Consider the following 17,450-nt stretch of genomic DNA (forward strand, 5'->3'; position numbering starts at 1 on the left):
GTCGCTCTTGATCGTCCTGCTTCAACTCCGGTCGAAGCAGTGCGCCGCTTAGGGCTCGGATTGTTCACGGTCGACGATCTAGATCCTGCGCATGCGCCGCACTTGCCGGCGTAAGTCGCATGCCGGTATGGCGCCGATCAAGGTTCAGAACCGCCGCGTCATGCGCACCGCCTCGGCGACGAGGTCGGCGATCGGGCGCGTCGCATCGAGCGTCAGCGCCCGCTCATCCGCCGCCGGTGGCTCGAGAATGGCGAATTGGCTGTCGACCAGGCTTGCCGGCATGAAATGGCCCTTGCGGCTGGCGACCCGCAGCCTCGCCATGGCCGGATCGATCTCCAGGTAAAGGAAGACGATGTCACGGCGGAAGCCGCGCAGTCGTTCACGATAGCTTCGCTTCAGCGCCGAGCAGGCGGCGACAACGCCCTGCCCTTTGCCGGCCGAGGCCGCGATGCGCTCGCCGATCGCATCGAGCCATCCCTCGCGCAAAGTGTCTGTCAGCGGCTCGCCTCTGGCCATGCGTGCGACGTTTTCCGATGGATGCAGCCGGTCGCCTTCGATGAAGACGGCGCCCAGTCTCTCCGCGAGCGCCATGCCGACGGCCGACTTGCCGCAGCCGGCGACGCCCATTGCCACGATGACCGGCGCCGGCCCGTTGGTGCCTGTCGGCGATTGAACTGTCCTTTCCGCCACGATGGTCTAGCGGCTTGCCGGCGCGCGGCCGTAGAGCAGCAGCATGGCGACGATGACGACGCCGTAGATGATCTGCCTACCCGCCTCCGGCATCTGCATGACCGACAGTATGGATTGCAGGAGCGTGATCAGGATGACGCCGGCGACAGTGCCGAGATAGGAGCCGCGCCCGCCAAGGATCGAGGTGCCGCCCAGCACGACGGCCGCGATCGACGGCAGGAGATAGGCGTCGCCCATCGACTGCGCCGCCTTGGAGGCGTAGCCGGCAAGCAGCACCCCGCCGAAGGCGGAGAGCCCGCCGGAGACGGCAAAGGCGATCATCACCACGCGCCTTGTGTCGATGCCGGAGAGGTAGGCGGCACGCTCGCGGTTGCCGATGCCGTAGACGGTGCGGCCAAAGCCGGTGCGGGTCAGAACGAACACCATCGCGGCGCCGATCAGCGCCCAGATGATGACCGCGTTGGGAACTCCCGGAATGGCAAAGCCGGTAGCCAGGTAGCGCATGGCGCCGGTGGCCGAATCCTGGGGCGAGAAGCCGCCGGTGTAGACCACCATCAGCCCTTGCGCGACGGCGTTGGTGGCGAGCGTGATGATCATGGAGGGAATGCGCAAATAGGCGACGCCGATGCCGTTGACGATGCCGATCAGCACCCCGCACAAGATGCCGAATGGAATGGCCAACGCAACGCCGGCCGGGCCATAGGCGGCCGCAGCGCAAGCCATCATCGCGCCCGCCGCCACCGACCACGGCACCGACAGGTCGATCTGGCCGAGCAGGATGACCAGCATCATGCCGGTGGCGATGACGCCGAGAAACGAGGCCACCTTGAGCTGCTGCAAGAGATATTCAGGCGACAGGAAGCTGCGCGAATAAAGACTGCCCAGCAGGAGCAGGACCACGATGCAGGCAAAGGCCGTCAACACCGCGGGATCGGCGCGGCGAATGAATTTCGGCATGCGGCCGGCGAGGCCACCCAATGTCGTCTCGCTCACAGGAACCACTCCAGCCGGTTGCGGACCCGAAACAGGGCGAAGGCGCCGAGGCTGACGGCGATCAGCAGGATAACGCCCTGGAACAGCGGCTGCCACAGCGGATCGAAATCGAAGACGAACAAGAGATCGCCGATGGTGCGGAAGGCGAGCGCGCCGAAGATCGCGCCGATGGCACTCCCCTTGCCACCGAACAGCGAGACGCCGCCCAGCACCACGGCGGCAATGGAAAACAGCGTGTAGGAGTTGCCGCTGGCATAGGCCGCTTCGCCCGTATAGGTGAAGAACGTCAGGAACAGGCCGCCGATCGAGGCCAGCAGCCCCGCCAGCGTATAGGCTGCGAACTTGCCGCGCCGGATGGGCACGCCTGACATGTAGGCCGCCATTTCCGACGACCCTGCCGCATAGGCCGCGCGGCCAAGCACCGAACGGCTGAACGGCACCCAGATCACCAACACGACGGCCAGGAGCACAACCATGCTGGCCGGCACCACGTCAAACACACGGCCCGTCAGCGCGTCAGCCAGATCCTCGTTGACCGATCCGCCCGGGAACGGCCGCAGTAGAAGCCCGATGCCATAATAGACCGCGCCGGTGGCGATCGTGGCGACGATCGGCTGCAGCCGCCCGTAGATGACGATGGCGCCGTTGATCGCCCCGCACAGCAGTCCGACGGCCAGCACCGCCAACACGCCAAGCGCCGTCTGCACCGGCGTGCCCACCACCAGCCACGAGGCCAGGCAGTTGGTCAACAGGAAGATCATGCCGACGGAAAGGTCGATGCCCGCGGTGATCACCACCAGCGTCTGCGCCATGGCGACGAAGGCCAGCAGCACGCCCTTGTTGGCCGCCGTCTGCACGACATTGGCGGTGAAGCCGGCCGGATGGTTCGCGGTGTAGATGACGAACATGACGATGAAGATGCCAAGCGCCAGCAGCGTTCCGCGCTGCTCCGCCAACCAGTAGCGCCAATCCTTCACGCCAAAATCCCTTTCACGCGTTCGCTCCCCGGTTCACCGGGCTATCCCCGCCAGGCATGTTGAGCGCGCTTGATATCAGAGCCCGTTCGGTGATTTCGGCGCCCACCAATTCGCGCTTGACCGCCCCGTCATAGAGCACCAGCACACGGTCGCAGCAGCCGATCAGCTCGTCATAGTCGGTCGAATAGAACAGGATTGCCGCCCCCGCGTCCGCCAGCTTGCGCATCAGCTGATACAGCTCCTGCTTGGTGCCGACATCGATGCCGCGCGTCGGATCGTTGAGCAGGATGATGCGCGGCTGGCGCATCAGCCATTTGGCGATGACGACCTTCTGCTGGTTGCCGCCCGACAACGCGCCGACCGGAATGTCGAGGCCGGCCGTCTTGATCGCCAGCAGGCCGACCATGTCGTCGATAAGCCGCTGCTCGGCGGCGCGGTCTATTATGCCGCCTTTCGACAGCCGGTCGAGCGCGGCGAAAGACAGGTTCTCGCGCACCGTCATCGGCAGCATCAGGCCTTCGGTCTTGCGATCCTCGGGAATGAGCGCCATGCCGATGCCGTTCTCGCGTGCGGCGGCGGGGCTGGCGATGCCCACTGGCTTACCGTCGACCAGGATCTGGCCGGAAAGGCCACGCAGGACGCCGAAGAAAGCGAGCAGCAATTCGCGTTGGCCCTGCCCGTCGAGGCCGCCGAGGCCGACCACCTCGCCTGCCCTGACCGACAGCGAGATGTTGTGCAGGCGATCCGTCCAGGAGAGCTTGCGGGCTTCGAGCACCGGCGCGGTGGTGGCCGGCGCGAATGTCGGCTTGGGCGGGAAGATATGGCTGTATTCGCGCCCGATCATCAGTTCGACGACTTCACTGTCGCTCTTCGAGCCGGCGGGATAGCTGGCGACATTGCGGCCGTTGCGGAACACCGTGCACTGGTCCGCCAATTCGGCGATCTCGTTCATGCGGTGCGAGATGTAGAGCAGCGCCAGCCCTTCCGAACGCAGCCGCTTCAGCACAGCGAAGATCTTCGACACATCCGCCGCCGTCAGTGCCGAGGTCGCCTCGTCGAGGATCAGGATGCGTGGCTTCCTGGCCAATGCCTTGGCGATCTCGACCATCTGCCGGCGTGACAGCGGCAGGTCCTTGACCAGCGCCAGCGGATGAATGTCGGATGCTCCCGCACGCGCCAGCGCGTCCTCGGCGATGCGCCGCTGCGCCTTGCGGTCGATCATGCCGAAGCGTTTCGGCGGATCGGATATGACGATGTTGTCGGCGACGCTGAGTTCGGGAATCAGCGACAACTCCTGGAAGATGCAGACTATGCCGGCCTTGTTCGCGGCGCCCGGCGAGGCGAAGGTCGCCTCTCGCCCGTCCAGCACCATGCGGCCCTCGTCGGGCGCAACGACGCCCGCCATGATCTTGATCAGCGTCGACTTGCCGGCGCCGTTTTCGCCGAGGATGGCGTGGATGCTGCCGGCCTCGACCGACAGGTCGGCCTTCTCCAGCGCCCGCACGCCGCCATAGCGCTTCGATATGCCTTCCATGCGCAAGAGCGGAGCCGCACCGTCCATCAACCCTCCCAGGGCGCTCGAACATTCAAGAACCGGCGCCGCGGCTTAGCCGCGGCGCCGAAACGATATCCACTGGAAACTACTGATTTTCCTTGGTCTGACCCATGATTTCCTGGGCGCTGAAGTTGATGCCGCAGGTTGGGAAGGAGTTGCCGACGAAGAAATTGTCCGACTCTTTCGGGAAGTAATCCGTGCCTTCCTTCATGTTCGGATCTTCGGCGATCGCCAGCGGCAGCTTCACCTCTTGCGGCACCACTTCGCCTTCGAGCGCTGCAATCGCGGTCTTGATGGCGACGGCGACCTGGGCCGGGCCCGAGCCCGCGGAAGAGCACTTCAACCCGTCGGCCGAATGCGCCGCGCAGAACTTGCGGAAGCCGTTTTCGGTTTCACCGCCAAAGGGCACGAACGGATGCTTGGCATCGATCATCGCCTGCACGATGCCGGTGTCGCCGCCCTGGCCGGTGATGCCGTCGAATGGCCCGTTGGTGGCGATCGCGTCGGCGGTGACCTTCTGTGCCACGCCGTCGTCCCACTTGCCGGCGACTTCGGTGACGTCCCATTTCTTGCCGGAAGCGTCGAGCACCTCGTGGATGCCGTTGTGGCGATCGGTATCGACGGAGGTGCCGGCAACGCCGCGCACTTCGAGAATCTTGCCGCCATTCGGCACCTTCGCGACCAGCCATTTGGCCCACAATTCGCCGAGGCCCTTCTGGTCCACATTGACGTTGATGGCATCCTTGGTGTCGAGGATGTTGTCGAAGGCGACCAGCACGATGCCAGCCTGCTTGGCGCGCTTGATGACCGGGCCGAAAGCAGTTGGGTTCTGCGCGTCGGTGACGATCGCGTCATAGCCGGAATCGATGAAGTTGTTGATCGCCGAGATCTGCGCCGGCACGTCCTCGCCGGTCGAGACGACCTTGAATTCCTTGATCTTGGCTTTGACGTCCGGCTGGGCGGCATAGGCCTTTGCGGTCTGCACCATCTGGATGCGCCAGGTGTTGGCGATATAGCCATTGGCGAAGGCGATGCGGTATGGGCCTTCCTTTTTGGGATATTTGAAGAATTTCGTGTCCGCGCTCCAAGGCGCGAAGCAGTCGGCTTGGGCGGCCGGGCCCGGCACGATCTCGGGGCCGGCGGCCATCGCGGCCGAGTTGAGCATGACGAATGCGCTGGCGGCAACGATGCCACCTACCAGTGACTTGATCATCGATAATCCTCCCATTTTGTAATTCTGACGTCGTTTCGCGATGTGAATTTCGCACGGTCGGCTCCGGCTCCTCCTGCCTTGCCGCACCTGCCTTTCCGATGGCCAATGGTCTATGCGATGCCTCCTCCCCCGTCGTTCCCAGGTTGCTGGGAAAATAGCATATTATACATAATAAACAAGAATTAGTTGTCGCTTATGTATAATAGACAGGCGCCGTACCGTTGCATTTCTCTTTCCTGTCCGACGACGACGGTAGCGCTACCATGAACGGTGTGTAAAGCGCCCTTTCTCTTGATCGCGAAAGCGTGTTCAGCGCGCCGTGCTCTCGCGGCGCATGAGTTCGAAACCGAGATCCACGACGCGCTGCTGCGGAGGCTCGCCTCCTATCGCCGCCAGCGCCATGGCCACTGCCCGCCGTCCGATCTCGTAGCGGGGCGTGCGGATGCTGGTGACGGAGGGAAACGCCACCTGCATCATGTCGAGATCGTTGAAGCCGACGATGCCGATCCTCTTGGGCACACCGATCGAAGCGCGATGACACTCGAACAGCGCGCCTAGCGCGATGTCGTCATTGTTGCAGAATACGCCGTCGAGCGTCGGCATCTTGGCCAGCGCGTCGCGGAAAAGTTCGCGTCCCAGCGTCACACTGGACGGCACCGGCGTGGTGGTGATCAGTCGTGGATCGAACAGGCCGGCTTTCTCCACTGCCATGCGGTATCCGGCCAAGCGCCGCTGCGAGCGCGGATCCATGCGCGCGCCGATGAATCCGATGCGGCGGTAACCCGCTTCGAGCAGATGCTCAGTCGCCGCCCTGCCCCCGTCCAGATGCGAGAAGCCGACCATCATATCGACCGGGTCCGGGCCGGTTTCCATGACCTGGACCACCGGGCAGCCTGCATTCTCCAGCAGTTTTCGCGAGGCCGGCGTCTGGTCGATGCCGGCCACGATCAGCGCCGCCGGCCTTTGCGGCCCGAACACCTGCAGCAGCCGTTCTTCTTCGAGGCCGGAATAGTGGGTGTTGCCGAGCTGGATGCGGAAGGCGCTATCCGACAGGCTGTCATAGATGCCACGCACCACCTCGGCAAAGACGTTGTTGGTAAGCGACGGCACCAGCACGCCGAACACCTCGGCGCGGGCCGAGGCCAGCGCCCGCGCGTTGGGATCCGGCACGTAACCGAGCTCGTCGACGGCGGCCTGGATCTGGCGGCGCAGGTCCTGCGAGACCCGCTCCGGCTCGCGCAAAGCACGAGACACGGTGATGGCGCCTACGCCCGCCTTGCGCGCGACGTCTGATATGGTCGGGCGGCCGCCGCCTCGGCGCGAGCGCGGCTTGATCAAGGACAGGCTCCATGCGGTGCGTGGCCGCCAAGGCGCTGCCGCAATACGATCGACGTTGCTGTCGCCATTTCACCAGCCTGTGCCGCACCACTCGCCTCTGGCGTCGCGCAGCCCCGGCCCGTTGTCAAGCCGAGGCGCTTGCGGGCGAGTGCTTCCGCTCTGCCTCAGGCCATCGCCGTTGCGCCGCGTCTTGCCTTCCAAAGCACCAGCACCATCACCAAGATGTTCAGCAGGTTCCAGGCGATGCCGTTCAGGAACGCGGCGGCGTAGGAGCCGGTCAGGTCGTAGATCCAGCCCGACATCCAGCCGCCGATCGCCATGCCGAAAATGGTCGCCATGATGACAATGCCGACGCGTTGGCCGGCCTCCCTGGCGGGCATGTATTCCCGCACGATGATAGCATAGCAGGGCACGATGCCACCCTGCGACAGGCCGAAGACCAGCGAAACGACGTAGAGCGAGGCAAGCCCGTCGAAGGGAATGTAAAAGAACAGTGACAGGCATTGCAGCACCGAGCCGATAAGCAGGGTCTTCACCCCGCCGATGCGGTCGGCAACGAAGCCCGAAGCCACGCGGCTGACCACGCCGGCCGCCATCATGATCGACAGCATGTCGGCGCCATGCGCGACGCCGTAGCCGAGATCCATGCAGTAGGCCACGATATGCACCTGCGGCATCGACATCGCCACGCAGCAGCCAAGACCAGCAATGACAAGCAGCACCTGGAGTGCCGTCGGCGACAACGAGATCGGCTGCACCAGCCGGCTGCCCGCGGAACCGGCGGCCGCGATCGGGGCGCCGCGCCGCAGCATCAGCACCAGCGGCACCATGGTCGCCAGGCAGAAGATGCCGATGGCCACATAGGTGAAGCGCCAGCCTTCCGCCTTCATCAGGGGTGGCATGACGGTAGGCCAGATCGTTCCGGCGAGATAGCTGCCGGCCGCGGCCGCCGCCACGGCGACGCCGCGCCGGCGGTTGAACCAATGCGAGATGTCAGCGATCAGCGGCCCGAAGATCGCCGATGTACCGACCCCGATCAGCAAGCCCTGGGCGAGCGTGAACTGCAGGATCGAGGTCGACAGCGCCGCCAGCAGGAAGCCGGCAACCAGCGCCATCGAGGAAACAAGCGCCGGGATCCAGTAGCCGACACGGTCGATGGCGCGCCCGACCAGAACGTTTCCGGCGGCAAAGCCGACCATGGTCGCGGTGTAGGGCAGAGCGGCGTCGGCCCTGTCGACGCCGAACTCGGCCTGCACGGCCGGCAGCACCACGACCACGGCCCACATGCCGACGCCGCCGACTGTTGACAAAAGCATCGACACCGCCAGCCGTATCCATGCATGCGAGCTGTCGACGACCGCATTGCCGGCTGCTGGTGAGGAGAAGATCGAGGCCAAGCTGTTTCCCATTCCGTCATCGACATTGACCATGGTCGCGGTCATGCGGCCTAGCGGCCGACGGTCCTTCCACCACTATCGGCGCATTCGCGGCGCCGAGCAGCGCCACGTGGGTAATTCCATGGTTCCAGGGTTCGCCGGTTCCGGGCTCACCGGAACGTGCGACGATGAAGGACGTTTTGCAATCGGCTCAACGCGAAGGAGATTGCCATGACCGCGAAACGGAAATGGTCGGCTGAGGTGACCGAGCACAGCAATGCCATGGATCTCGAAGACCATGTCTTCGAATCCCACGACCCGAAGAAGATCGCGGCTTCGCTCAAGCGGTCGGCCGAACACAGCGACCGGCGCAAGGCCGAACCGTTCCAGTCCGCCATGTCGATGCTGAACTTCTACATCAACCGTGCCGGCAAGAACCTGCCGGCGAAGCAGAAGAAGGTGCTCGAGGACGCCAAGGACGAACTGCGCGCGGCGTTCGGACGTGAGAAGGAAGAGTAGGCAGCAAGCCGCGTGACGGGTTCCTGGAACGGCTTATCGTGACCTGATCACGCCGTCTGTGTTGGCGAGCAGCTTGCGCACCGCGGCACGCGCCGCGTCGGGCCGCTGCAGGCGGATGTTCTTCTCGATCGCCTCATGCATCTTCTGTGCGTGCTGCAAATCGTCGAGTTCCCGCGTCGTATAGGTGAAGAGATGGTCGAAGGCGGATTCGATCAGCACCCCGAGCGGCACCAGCAGGTCGTTGCCAGACGCCCGCAGGATCGCGAGATGAAAGCGCGTGTCGGCGCGGGTGCGCTCCTGCAGGCTTGGTGCCTCGCCCATCTCGCGGCAGGCCTGGCTGATTTCGGCCATCTGCTCGTCGGTCCGCCGCATGGCGGCAAAAGCGGATGCCTCCGGCTCGATGATGTGGCGGAATTCCTGCACCGTCTTCAGAAATACCTCGCGGTCCGGCGAGGTCGCGTACCAGGCAAGCACGTCGCGGTCGAGCAGATTCCAACGTTCTTTCGGCTCGACCCAGCTGCCGATCTTCGGGCGCGAGGCGAGCAGGCTTTTGGCCATCAGCATCTTGATCGCCTCGCGTACCGCCGAGCGGCTGACGCTGAAGGTCTCCGACCATTTGGCTTCGTTGGGCAGGATGGTGCCGGGCGGATAGTCGCCGCGCACGATCCTGAGCCCGATTTCGCTGGCCAGCGAGGTGTGCACGCTGGAACCCGGAATGCGCGCCGCATCGGTGCGGCGAACGCCGGCCTGACGCTCGGCCGATGCCGCTTTTGCCGGCGATTTTTCCTTGTTCGGCTTCGCGTCCCGCATAGGCTCCAGAAAGTCCGGATTGAGCAAGCTGTCAAGCACGGCAAGCGGGTTCACCCGCAAAGCCGGCTTCTGTGCACAGCTCAACCCCCGGCGGGGCCTGTTTTCAAGAGATCCTCACGTATTTGCGCCAGCTGTGTTCCGGCCGAAAGCCCAACATGTCGCGCGCCTTGCGATTGGACAGCAGCGTCTCGAATTCGCCGAGCTCACCCTTGACCGGCACACCGGGATAGAAGCGCTTCAGCAGTTCCGCGGTCGGCAGGTCCGACGACGTGTCGTCATTGGCAGCGTTGAACACCTGGTAGCCGAGCCCATCCTTCTCGATGGCGCGCAGCGTGATCTGGCCGAGGTCGCGCGCATCGACATAGCTCCAGGCGATGCGCTTGCGGAAACCGGGATCGGCGAACCATTTCGGAAACAGGGAGTATTCGTGCGGTTCGATGACGTTGCCGATGCGCAATGCATAGATGTCGGCACCGTCGCGCTGCGCAAAGGCCCGTGCCGTCTTCTCGTTGACCACCTTGGAAAGGGCATAGCTGTCCATCGGATCGACGTCGTATTCTTCGTCGAGCGGGAAATATTTCGGCGTGCGCGGCTCGTTGGCGAAGACCAGCCCGTAGGTGGTCTCGCTGGAGGCGATTATCACCTTGCGGATGCCGAGCTTCACCGCCGCCTCGATGACATTGTAGGTACCGAGTGCGTTGATGCGGAACACTTCGTTGTCGGGCGTGATCATGATGCGCGGGATCGCGGCGAAATGCACCACGGCGTCGACGGGCTGGGGGCGCAGCGACGGGTCGAATTCATGCAAGCCCGCATAGCTCGACAGCGCGTTGAACACCTGCCCGCTGTCGGTGATGTCGGTGATCAGCGTGCGCACCTTGGGATTGTCGAGCGGCTTGGTGTCGATGTTGAGCACCTGGCAGCCCTGCTCCACCAGATATTGCACGACGTGGCGCCCGGCCTTGCCGCTGCCGCCGGTGAACATGATCCGCTTCATTATTCTGGTCTCCACGAAAGCTCAGGAATTATGTGTATTGTCAGACAATATTGCTTTCTGCAACCGCTTGCGGCTAAAAGAGCGGCGACATTATCGATAATCGCAACACAGGACAGACAGCATGAACACGACCGCCGCGAGCGAGAAGATCGGCTTCATCGGCCTTGGCCTGATGGGTCATGGCATCGCCAAGAACATCGTCGATAAAGGCCATCACCTGACCTTCCTCGGCCGCAAGAATCGCAAGCCGGCGGAGGATATGGCTAATCGCGGCGCCCACGAAGCCTCGACCTCCCGCGACGTGGCGGCGGCATCGACGATCGTCTTCATCTGCGTCACCGGTTCGCGTGAGGTCGAAGCCATCATTCGAGGCCCCGGCGGTCTCAAGGAAGGATTGAGAAAAGGCTCGGTAGTCGTCGACTGCTCGACCTCCGACCCAGTCTCGACCGTTGCGCTGGCCGCCGAACTCAAGGCGCTCGGCGTCAACTATGTCGATGCACCGCTCAGCCGCACGCCGAAGGAGGCTTGGGAAGGCACGCTCGACGCCATGGTCGGCGCACCCGACGCCGTCTTTGCCAGGGTCAAACCGGTGATCGAAACCTGGGCCGGCCGTATCGTCCATATCGGCGACACCGGCGACGGCCACCGCATGAAATTGCTCAATAATTTCGTCTCGCTGGGCTATGCGGCGATCTATTCCGAGGCGTTGGCCTTGGCCGAGAAGGTCGGCATCTCGCCGCAGCGCTTCGACAGCGTCATCCGCAACGGCCGCATGGATTGCGGCTTCTACCAGACCTTCATGCGCTGGACGTTGGAGGGCGACCGCGACGCCCACAAATTCACTATTGCCAACGCCTTCAAGGACTTGACCTACCTCGAATCGATGGCGGGTTCTGCCGGCATTGCCAACCCCCTCGGCAACGCCACCAAGAACGCTTTCGCCGGAGCACACGCCACCGGACCGGCCGAGCAGTACGTGCCGATGCTGGCCACCCATATCGGCAAGGTCAACGGTGTCGATCTGATGCCGATGAAAGATGGAAAGAAACAGACGATTTAAGGGTGAGAAGCGGTCCGCGCACCGGATGAAAAGCCAATAGCTTGGCTTTTCGAGCTTCGAACGCCGGGAGCCTGCGAAAGGCCGCAGAAGGCTACGCATTGTCCATAGAAAGGTGATCACCAAGCGCGAGCGTCGATCACCCTCGCCCTCTTCCGATCCCTTCATCCGTATCGGCGAGCAGCTTGTGCACGGCGTTGCGCGCCGCTGTGGGTCGCTGCAAACGAATATTCTTCTCGATCGCCTCGTGCAGCCTCTGGGCCCGCCGTTGGTCGCCGACCTGCTGAGTCGTGAAGACGAAGAGATGGTCGAGCGCCGACTCGATGAGCACGCCGAGCGGCACCAGCAGGTCGTTGCCGGACGCCCGCAGGATGGCGAGATGAAAGCGCGTGTCGGCCCGGATGCGCTCCTGAAGGCTTGCCGCCTCGCCCATCTCGCGGCAGGCCTGGCTGATCTCGGCCATCTGCTCGTCGGTCCGCCGCACCGCGGCAAAGGCGCTCGCTTCCGGCTCGATGATATGGCGGAACTCCTGTACCGTCCGCAGGAACACCTCACGGTCCGGCGCGGTCGCGTACCAGGCGAGCACGTCGCGGTCGAGCAGGTTCCAGCGCTCCTTCGGTTCGACCCAGCTGCCGATCTTGGGGCGCGAAGCGAGCAGGCTTTTGGCCATCAGCATCTTGATCGCCTCGCGCACCGCCGAGCGGCTGACGTTGAACGTTTGCGACCATTGGGCTTCGTTGGGCAGGATGGTGCCTGGTGGATAGTCGCCGCGCACGATCCTGAGCCCGATCTCGCTGGCCAGCGAGGCGTGCACGCTGGCACCGGGAAAGTGCGCCGCATCGGGCCGGCGCATGGCGACCGGACGGCGGCCGGCCTGTGCCTTGGTCCGAATGGCTCGCTTGTTTGATTTTTCGTCCGGCATCCACGTTCCAATGCGTCGGCCGTACCTGTTCCGGTCAGGAACTGTCGGGTACGCCGATGCCATTGCCGAAAGTTCGAACCACGGGCGCGCCAAAGCCGGAGCCGCTGCCCCTGAAATGCGTGTCCCTGTTCGTCAGCAGAGGTGGCGGGGCGCCCGTTGACGAGCGCCCCGATCGAGACGCCTACTTCTGGATGCAGGTGTCGACCGTATCCTTGGTGCATTCGTCGAGGCCGGTGAACACCGGATCGTCGACCTTCTTGCCTTCGACCAGGTCGATCATCACGGACGGCGCCTTGTAGCCCATCTCGAACGGCCGCTGGCCGACCAGCGCGGTGACAAGGCCATCCCGCGCGATCGCCACCTCGTCGCCGATCGTGTCGGCGGCGCCGATGACGAAGTCGTTGCTGGCCAGCTTGTCCTTCAGCGGTCCAACCAGATCGCGATAGGGCTGCGGCGCGCCGAACAGCGGCCAGCCGCCCATGATGCCGAACGCATCGAGCTTGGGGTTGGCGGCAAGGATGTCGGTCATCGCCTGGACGCCCTTGGCGCCGTCGTCATTGGTGAACACCGGACAGCCCGCCACTTCCGTCCAGCCGCCTTCGCCGGCCAGGGCTGCAAGTCCTTCCTTGCCCGACAGCGCATCACGCATGCCTTGCGCGCGGCGAAGGATGTTGTCGGCCGCCGGATTGCCCTCGATGGTGCAGATCGTGCCGCCCTTCGGCTTGGCCTTCTTTATGTATTCGCCGATCTTCTTGCCCATCAGATAGTTGTCGGTGCCGAGATAAGTCTTGCGAAGTGCTGCGTCTTCCTTGGCAAGATCGGCATCGACGGTCATGATCGGGATCGACGGGTTGGCGCTTTTGATCGTTTGCGCGATCAGCGGCGCGTTGGACGGCGAAATCGCCATCGCCACCGTATCCGGCTTGCTCAGCATATCCTGCACGATCTGCGCCTCGCCGGCCTCGTCGGAAGTCGACGCCGGACCGGTGTAGAAGCACTCATATTCCGAGCTGGCGTTTTCCTTGTTCCATTTCTCGCAGCCCTGGTGGATCGCCTCGAAGAACGGATTGTCGAGACCTTTCACCACGATGACGAGCTGCTTCTTGGCCAAAGCCGGCCCGGCGCCCAACGCCATGGCGGCGACGGCGGCGAGCAAAACTGTTTTCCTCATGTCAGTCCTCCCTTGGAAACAGACGGACACGGCGTGCCCGCCACACAGATCGGCCGAATGCGAGATGACAGAAGCAAGCGCTCGTGCCTTCAGGCCAGGCCGATAAGTATTTTCAGATGCGACCAGCCCGGCAACGATGCCGGCACGGTCGATAATCCTCTACCGGTTGCGCCGCCAAACAACGTCGTCAAAGCCGGCATATCTTCCTCCGACGCTCAACTAATAACGGCTTGCCGCCAACGTCAATTGCTATTTGTCCTACAAAACGGATTTTTCCGAAAGGCGGGATCTCATTCGTCCGACAATTGCCCAAATCTTATTCGTCAGACAATTGACGCCCATGCAGGCATTTGCGTAAATGACCGCGTCGCTGCTTCCGGGAGGAGCTGGGGTAGCGAACCGAAGCCGTCGCCCGTTCCGGGACAGACGGCCAGACATGGGAGGCAAAAGGCTGGTGGCGGTTCTCGAACTCACCAACATCTCGAAGCATTTCGGCGCCATCCAGGCGGTGAACGACGTGTCGCTGTCGATCGAGCCCGGCCAGGTCGTCGGCCTGATGGGTGACAACGGCGCCGGCAAGTCGACGCTGGTCAAGATGATCGCCGGCAATTTCCGCCCGAGCCACGGCACCATGCAGATGGACGGCAAGGATCTGATCCTGCACAAGCCGGTCGAGGCCCGCCAGCACGGCATCGAGATCGTCCACCAGGATCTGGCGCTGTGCAATAATTTGACGGCGGCGGCCAATGTCTATCTCGGCCGCGAACTGCGCCGCGGCGTCGGGCCCTTCCGTATCCTCGACTATGCCGCCATGTACAAGCGCGCCGGCCAGATATTCGCCGAGCTCAAATCCGAGACGCGCCCGCGCGACCTCGTCAAGCAGATGTCCGGCGGTCAGCGCCAGGCGGTGGCGATCGCCCGCACCATGCTGTCACAGGCCAAGATCGTGCTGATGGACGAGCCGACAGCGGCGATTTCGGTCCGCCAGGTGGCGGAGGTCCTCAACCTGATTCGCCATTTGCGCGACCAGGGCATCGCCGTGGTGCTGATCAGCCACCGCATGCCCGACGTTTTCGACGTCGCCGATCGCGTCATCGTCATGCGGCGCGGCAGGAAAGTCGCCGACAAGGCGATCGCCTCGAGTTCGCCCGAGGAAGTGACAGGGCTGATCACCGGCGCCATCGAGCAGGTGGCGTGAGAGCGGCAAACCGGATTTCATTGCGCTGGCGCGTTTCGCTGCCGGCAGGAAAGGTCGATAATGGCAGTCACCCTTGATCAGACGATCGCGCAGAAACAGCACAGTTTTCTGTCGCGGCTGCTCTCCAGCCAGACGTTCTGGGTGGTGATCGCCGTCATCCTCGCCTGTATCTTCCTGTCCTTTGCCACGGATGCCTTCGCCACCCCGAAGAACCTCTTCAACATCACCCGCAACGTCACCTTCGTCGCCATTGTCGCGCTGGGCATGACCTTCGTCATCATCACCGGCGGCATCGACCTCTCGGTCGGTTCGGTGCTGTGCCTGTGCTCGATGGTGCTGGCCGTTACCATGCATGCCGGGTTTTCGATCGAAGTCGGCATCCTGGCTTCGATCGTCACCGCACTCGTCATCGGCGGCTTCAACGGCATTCTGATCGCCTATCTCGGCTTTCCGCCCTTCGTGGTGACGCTCGGCATGCTGTCGATCGCCCGCAGCCTCGCCATGGTGGCCTCCAACAACACCGTCGTCTTCCAGTTCGGGCCCGATCACGACAAGCTGCTGGCGCTGGGCGGCGGCGCCTGGCTGTTCGGGATCGCCAATCCGGTGCTCTACATGATCCTTTTGGCGCTGATCACCGGCTTCGTCCTGCGCTGGACCAAGTTCGGCCGGCACATCTTCGCCATTGGCGGCAACGAGCATGCGGCGACGCTGACCGGCGTTCCGGTGCGCCAGATCAAGGTCGCCGTCTACATGATCTCGGCGTTGTCGGCGGGAATAGCCGGCATCATCCAGACCGGCTGGCTGGGCGCCGTCACCACCAATCTCGGCAACGGCATGGAGCTGCAGGTCATCGCCGCCACCGTCATCGGCGGCGCCAATCTCGCCGGCGGCGTCGGCACCGCCTTTGGCGCCATCGTGGGTGCCGCCCTCATCGAGGTGATCCGCAACAGCCTCGGCCTGCTCGGTATTAACGCCTTCTGGCAGGGCACCTTCATCGGCGGCGCCATCCTGCTGGCGGTGCTGTTCGACCGCATCCGCAACTTCAGGCGAAGCGACTAAAAGCCTGTCTTCGCCGAAGCGGCGTTCATTTCGGTCCTATCGCTCAGTCTGAAAATCGGCTGAAGCGGCCTGCCGCGAATACCGGGCGTGCGGCTATGCCTTGACGGACACGGAAAACCGGCCGCACAATCCCCAAGCAGGCGAAGGGAGGCCAGTCGCCTGCGGGAGGATATACCCATGACGGAAGCGATCAGGCTCTACTGGGGCCGGTTCGGACATGTTTCTGTCCTGAATGTCGCGAGCGACTTCGTCACCCATGCCCATGTCGAGGCACATCTCATCATCTGGCTGGAAGGCACCGCCGGCGAGATGACCATCGGCCGTGAGACGGTCCTGCTTGGACCTGGCACGGCTGCCGGCATCAACTCGCTGCAGCCGCATAGCCATGTGCTGTCGCACGACGGCACCCCAGGCCTGTTCCTCGCCTTTTACATCGACCCGGACTGGGCACGGCGGCGCCGTGACCTGCCCTCGTCCGCGCCGCTTTTCGCGCAGGCGGCAATCACGCTCGAACCCTGGCTGCACCAGGCTGCTGCCGGCCTGCTCGATCATCTGACCGACAATGAGAGCATCGACGATGTCGCCAATTACGAGATCGAGCGCTTCATCGACACGGTGCTCGATGCCGCCGACGCTTCAGCTCCGCAGGAGCCGCGTGGCCGCGTGAACACCATGCAGGATTTCCGCGTCCGCAAGGCGATCCAGCTGATGAAAGCCAATGTCTGCGAGCGTATCTCCTTCGATGACGTGGCGCGCAGCGTCGGCCTGTCGCGGCCGCATTTCTTCGCCCTGTTCAAGGAACAGACCAGTTTGACGCCCAACGTCTACTGGAACACGCTGCGCATGGAGGAAGCGGTGCGCCAGCTCCAGTGGTCGCATGAGCCGCTGATATCGGTCGCCTGCAATCTCGGCTTCACCACCCAGGGCAATTTCTCGCGTTTCTTCCGCGACCATGTCGGCGTGCCGCCGACGCTCTATCGCGAAGCGGCGCGAGCAGTGTCCTGACGGGCCGGAAAGCGGCTATTTTCAGACTGATTGATACGTGCCCAAGACGCATTGATAAGCACCGCGACCACGATCGGCCTACCGTCCCAAGCAGAACGTTTGCAGGGGAAAGAGCATATGGCTGATGTCACCATCTCCACCGTCATCGACGCGCCGGTCGAAAAGGTCTGGGCGCGCATCCGCGACTTCAACGGACTGCCGAATTGGCATCCGCGCATGGTCGAAAGCCATATCGAGGACGGCAAGGACGCCACCACGATCGGCTGCGTGCGCAACTTCCAGCTGGCCAGCGGCGCGCGGCTGCGCGAAAAGCTGCTCGATTTCTCCGATGAGAATTTCCTCGTCAGCTATTCGATCCTGGAAACGCCGCAGCCGCTCACCAACCACAGGGCTACGCTGCAATTGCGGCGCGTCACCGACGGCGACCGCACCTATGCCGAATGGACCGCCAGCTTCGACGCAGCACCCGAAGAAGCCGACAAGCTGGCCGAGGGCATGGGCGCCAATGTCTTCCAGGGCGGCTTCAACGCCCTGAAGAGCCATTTCACCGGCCAGGGTTGAGGAGCGGGC

General features: G+C 63.6%; 17 protein-coding genes. 6 read left to right on the plus strand and 11 right to left on the minus strand.

Annotated elements, in window-relative coordinates; genetic code table 11:
- Nucleotides 1-144: 144 nt before the first annotated feature.
- The 7 genes from FJ942_RS21205 to FJ942_RS21235 all read right to left on the minus strand — a co-directional run bounded on the left by FJ942_RS21205 (nucleotide 145) and on the right by FJ942_RS21235 (nucleotide 8,175).
- Nucleotides 145-627: a gluconokinase gene (locus tag FJ942_RS21205; RefSeq protein ID WP_140516289.1), complete on the minus strand. Its 483-nt coding sequence runs from the start codon at nucleotides 625-627 to the stop codon at nucleotides 145-147.
- A gap of 69 nt (nucleotides 628-696) precedes the next feature.
- Nucleotides 697-1,683 carry an ABC transporter permease gene (locus FJ942_RS21210; RefSeq protein ID WP_140499839.1) on the minus strand — a complete coding sequence of 329 codons (987 nt, stop codon included), beginning with the start codon at nucleotides 1,681-1,683 and terminating at the stop codon, nucleotides 697-699.
- The gene (locus FJ942_RS21215) at nucleotides 1,680-2,660 is read right to left on the minus strand and encodes an ABC transporter permease (RefSeq protein WP_140499841.1); all 981 of its coding nucleotides are present in this window, start codon (nucleotides 2,658-2,660) and stop codon (nucleotides 1,680-1,682) included. The genes FJ942_RS21210 and FJ942_RS21215 overlap by 4 nt, the downstream gene beginning before the upstream one ends.
- A 13-nt stretch (nucleotides 2,661-2,673) precedes the next feature.
- Nucleotides 2,674-4,221, minus strand: coding sequence for a sugar ABC transporter ATP-binding protein (locus tag FJ942_RS21220; protein ID WP_140515833.1), 1,548 nt, complete (start codon nucleotides 4,219-4,221; stop codon nucleotides 2,674-2,676).
- Between the two features lie 79 nt (nucleotides 4,222-4,300).
- On the minus strand, nucleotides 4,301-5,428 hold the full coding sequence (locus tag FJ942_RS21225; RefSeq protein ID WP_140515835.1) for a sugar ABC transporter substrate-binding protein: 1,128 nt from the start codon (nucleotides 5,426-5,428) through the stop codon (nucleotides 4,301-4,303).
- A gap of 309 nt (nucleotides 5,429-5,737) precedes the next feature.
- Nucleotides 5,738-6,766, minus strand: coding sequence for a LacI family DNA-binding transcriptional regulator (locus FJ942_RS21230; protein WP_140499846.1), 1,029 nt, complete (start codon nucleotides 6,764-6,766; stop codon nucleotides 5,738-5,740).
- A 164-nt stretch (nucleotides 6,767-6,930) separates the two neighbouring features.
- On the minus strand, nucleotides 6,931-8,175 hold the full coding sequence (locus FJ942_RS21235) for an MFS transporter (protein WP_140500151.1): 1,245 nt from the start codon (nucleotides 8,173-8,175) through the stop codon (nucleotides 6,931-6,933).
- Between the two features lie 198 nt (nucleotides 8,176-8,373).
- Between FJ942_RS21235 and FJ942_RS21240 the strand changes: the two genes are divergently transcribed.
- Nucleotides 8,374-8,661, plus strand: coding sequence for a DUF3175 domain-containing protein (locus tag FJ942_RS21240; protein WP_140499848.1), 288 nt, complete (start codon nucleotides 8,374-8,376; stop codon nucleotides 8,659-8,661).
- Nucleotides 8,662-8,694: 33 nt separating this feature from the next.
- Here FJ942_RS21240 and FJ942_RS21245 read toward each other — a convergent pair whose 3' ends face one another.
- Together FJ942_RS21245 and FJ942_RS21250 are read right to left on the minus strand one after the other, a co-directional pair.
- On the minus strand, nucleotides 8,695-9,471 hold the full coding sequence (locus FJ942_RS21245) for a FadR/GntR family transcriptional regulator (RefSeq protein WP_140500153.1): 777 nt from the start codon (nucleotides 9,469-9,471) through the stop codon (nucleotides 8,695-8,697).
- 103 nt (nucleotides 9,472-9,574) lie between these two features.
- Entirely contained in the window at nucleotides 9,575-10,471 is an 897-nt protein-coding gene (locus tag FJ942_RS21250) for an NAD(P)-dependent oxidoreductase (protein ID WP_140500155.1), read from the minus strand.
- 118 nt (nucleotides 10,472-10,589) lie between these two features.
- Between FJ942_RS21250 and FJ942_RS21255 the strand changes: the two genes are divergently transcribed.
- The gene (locus FJ942_RS21255; protein ID WP_140657768.1) at nucleotides 10,590-11,528 is read left to right on the plus strand and encodes an NAD(P)-dependent oxidoreductase; all 939 of its coding nucleotides are present in this window, start codon (nucleotides 10,590-10,592) and stop codon (nucleotides 11,526-11,528) included.
- A gap of 136 nt (nucleotides 11,529-11,664) precedes the next feature.
- Here the strand turns inward: FJ942_RS21255 and FJ942_RS21260 are convergent, their stop codons facing one another.
- Nucleotides 11,665-12,447, minus strand: a complete 783-nt coding sequence (locus tag FJ942_RS21260; protein ID WP_140728490.1) for a FadR/GntR family transcriptional regulator — start codon at nucleotides 12,445-12,447, stop codon at nucleotides 11,665-11,667.
- A 181-nt stretch (nucleotides 12,448-12,628) separates the two neighbouring features.
- Nucleotides 12,629-13,618, minus strand: a complete 990-nt coding sequence (locus FJ942_RS21265) for a sugar-binding protein (protein ID WP_140499854.1) — start codon at nucleotides 13,616-13,618, stop codon at nucleotides 12,629-12,631.
- Between the two features lie 454 nt (nucleotides 13,619-14,072).
- Here FJ942_RS21265 and FJ942_RS21270 point away from each other — a divergent pair, with 454 nt between their 5' ends.
- From FJ942_RS21270 to FJ942_RS21285, 4 genes are all read left to right on the plus strand, one after another.
- Nucleotides 14,073-14,816: an ATP-binding cassette domain-containing protein gene (locus FJ942_RS21270; protein ID WP_140521596.1), complete on the plus strand. Its 744-nt coding sequence runs from the start codon at nucleotides 14,073-14,075 to the stop codon at nucleotides 14,814-14,816.
- Nucleotides 14,817-14,876: 60 nt separating this feature from the next.
- Entirely contained in the window at nucleotides 14,877-15,875 is a 999-nt protein-coding gene (locus tag FJ942_RS21275) for an ABC transporter permease (protein ID WP_140580042.1), read from the plus strand.
- Between the two features lie 177 nt (nucleotides 15,876-16,052).
- Nucleotides 16,053-16,880 (plus strand): AraC family transcriptional regulator, encoded by an 828-nt coding sequence (locus tag FJ942_RS21280; protein ID WP_140898840.1) that lies wholly within the window; start codon nucleotides 16,053-16,055, stop codon nucleotides 16,878-16,880.
- A 117-nt stretch (nucleotides 16,881-16,997) separates the two neighbouring features.
- The gene (locus FJ942_RS21285) at nucleotides 16,998-17,441 is read left to right on the plus strand and encodes an SRPBCC family protein (protein WP_140567548.1); all 444 of its coding nucleotides are present in this window, start codon (nucleotides 16,998-17,000) and stop codon (nucleotides 17,439-17,441) included.
- Nucleotides 17,442-17,450 lie beyond the last annotated feature (9 nt).

Source organism: Mesorhizobium sp. B2-4-2 (assembly GCF_006442845.1).
In the GTDB taxonomy this organism is placed as follows: domain Bacteria; phylum Pseudomonadota; class Alphaproteobacteria; order Rhizobiales; family Rhizobiaceae; genus Mesorhizobium.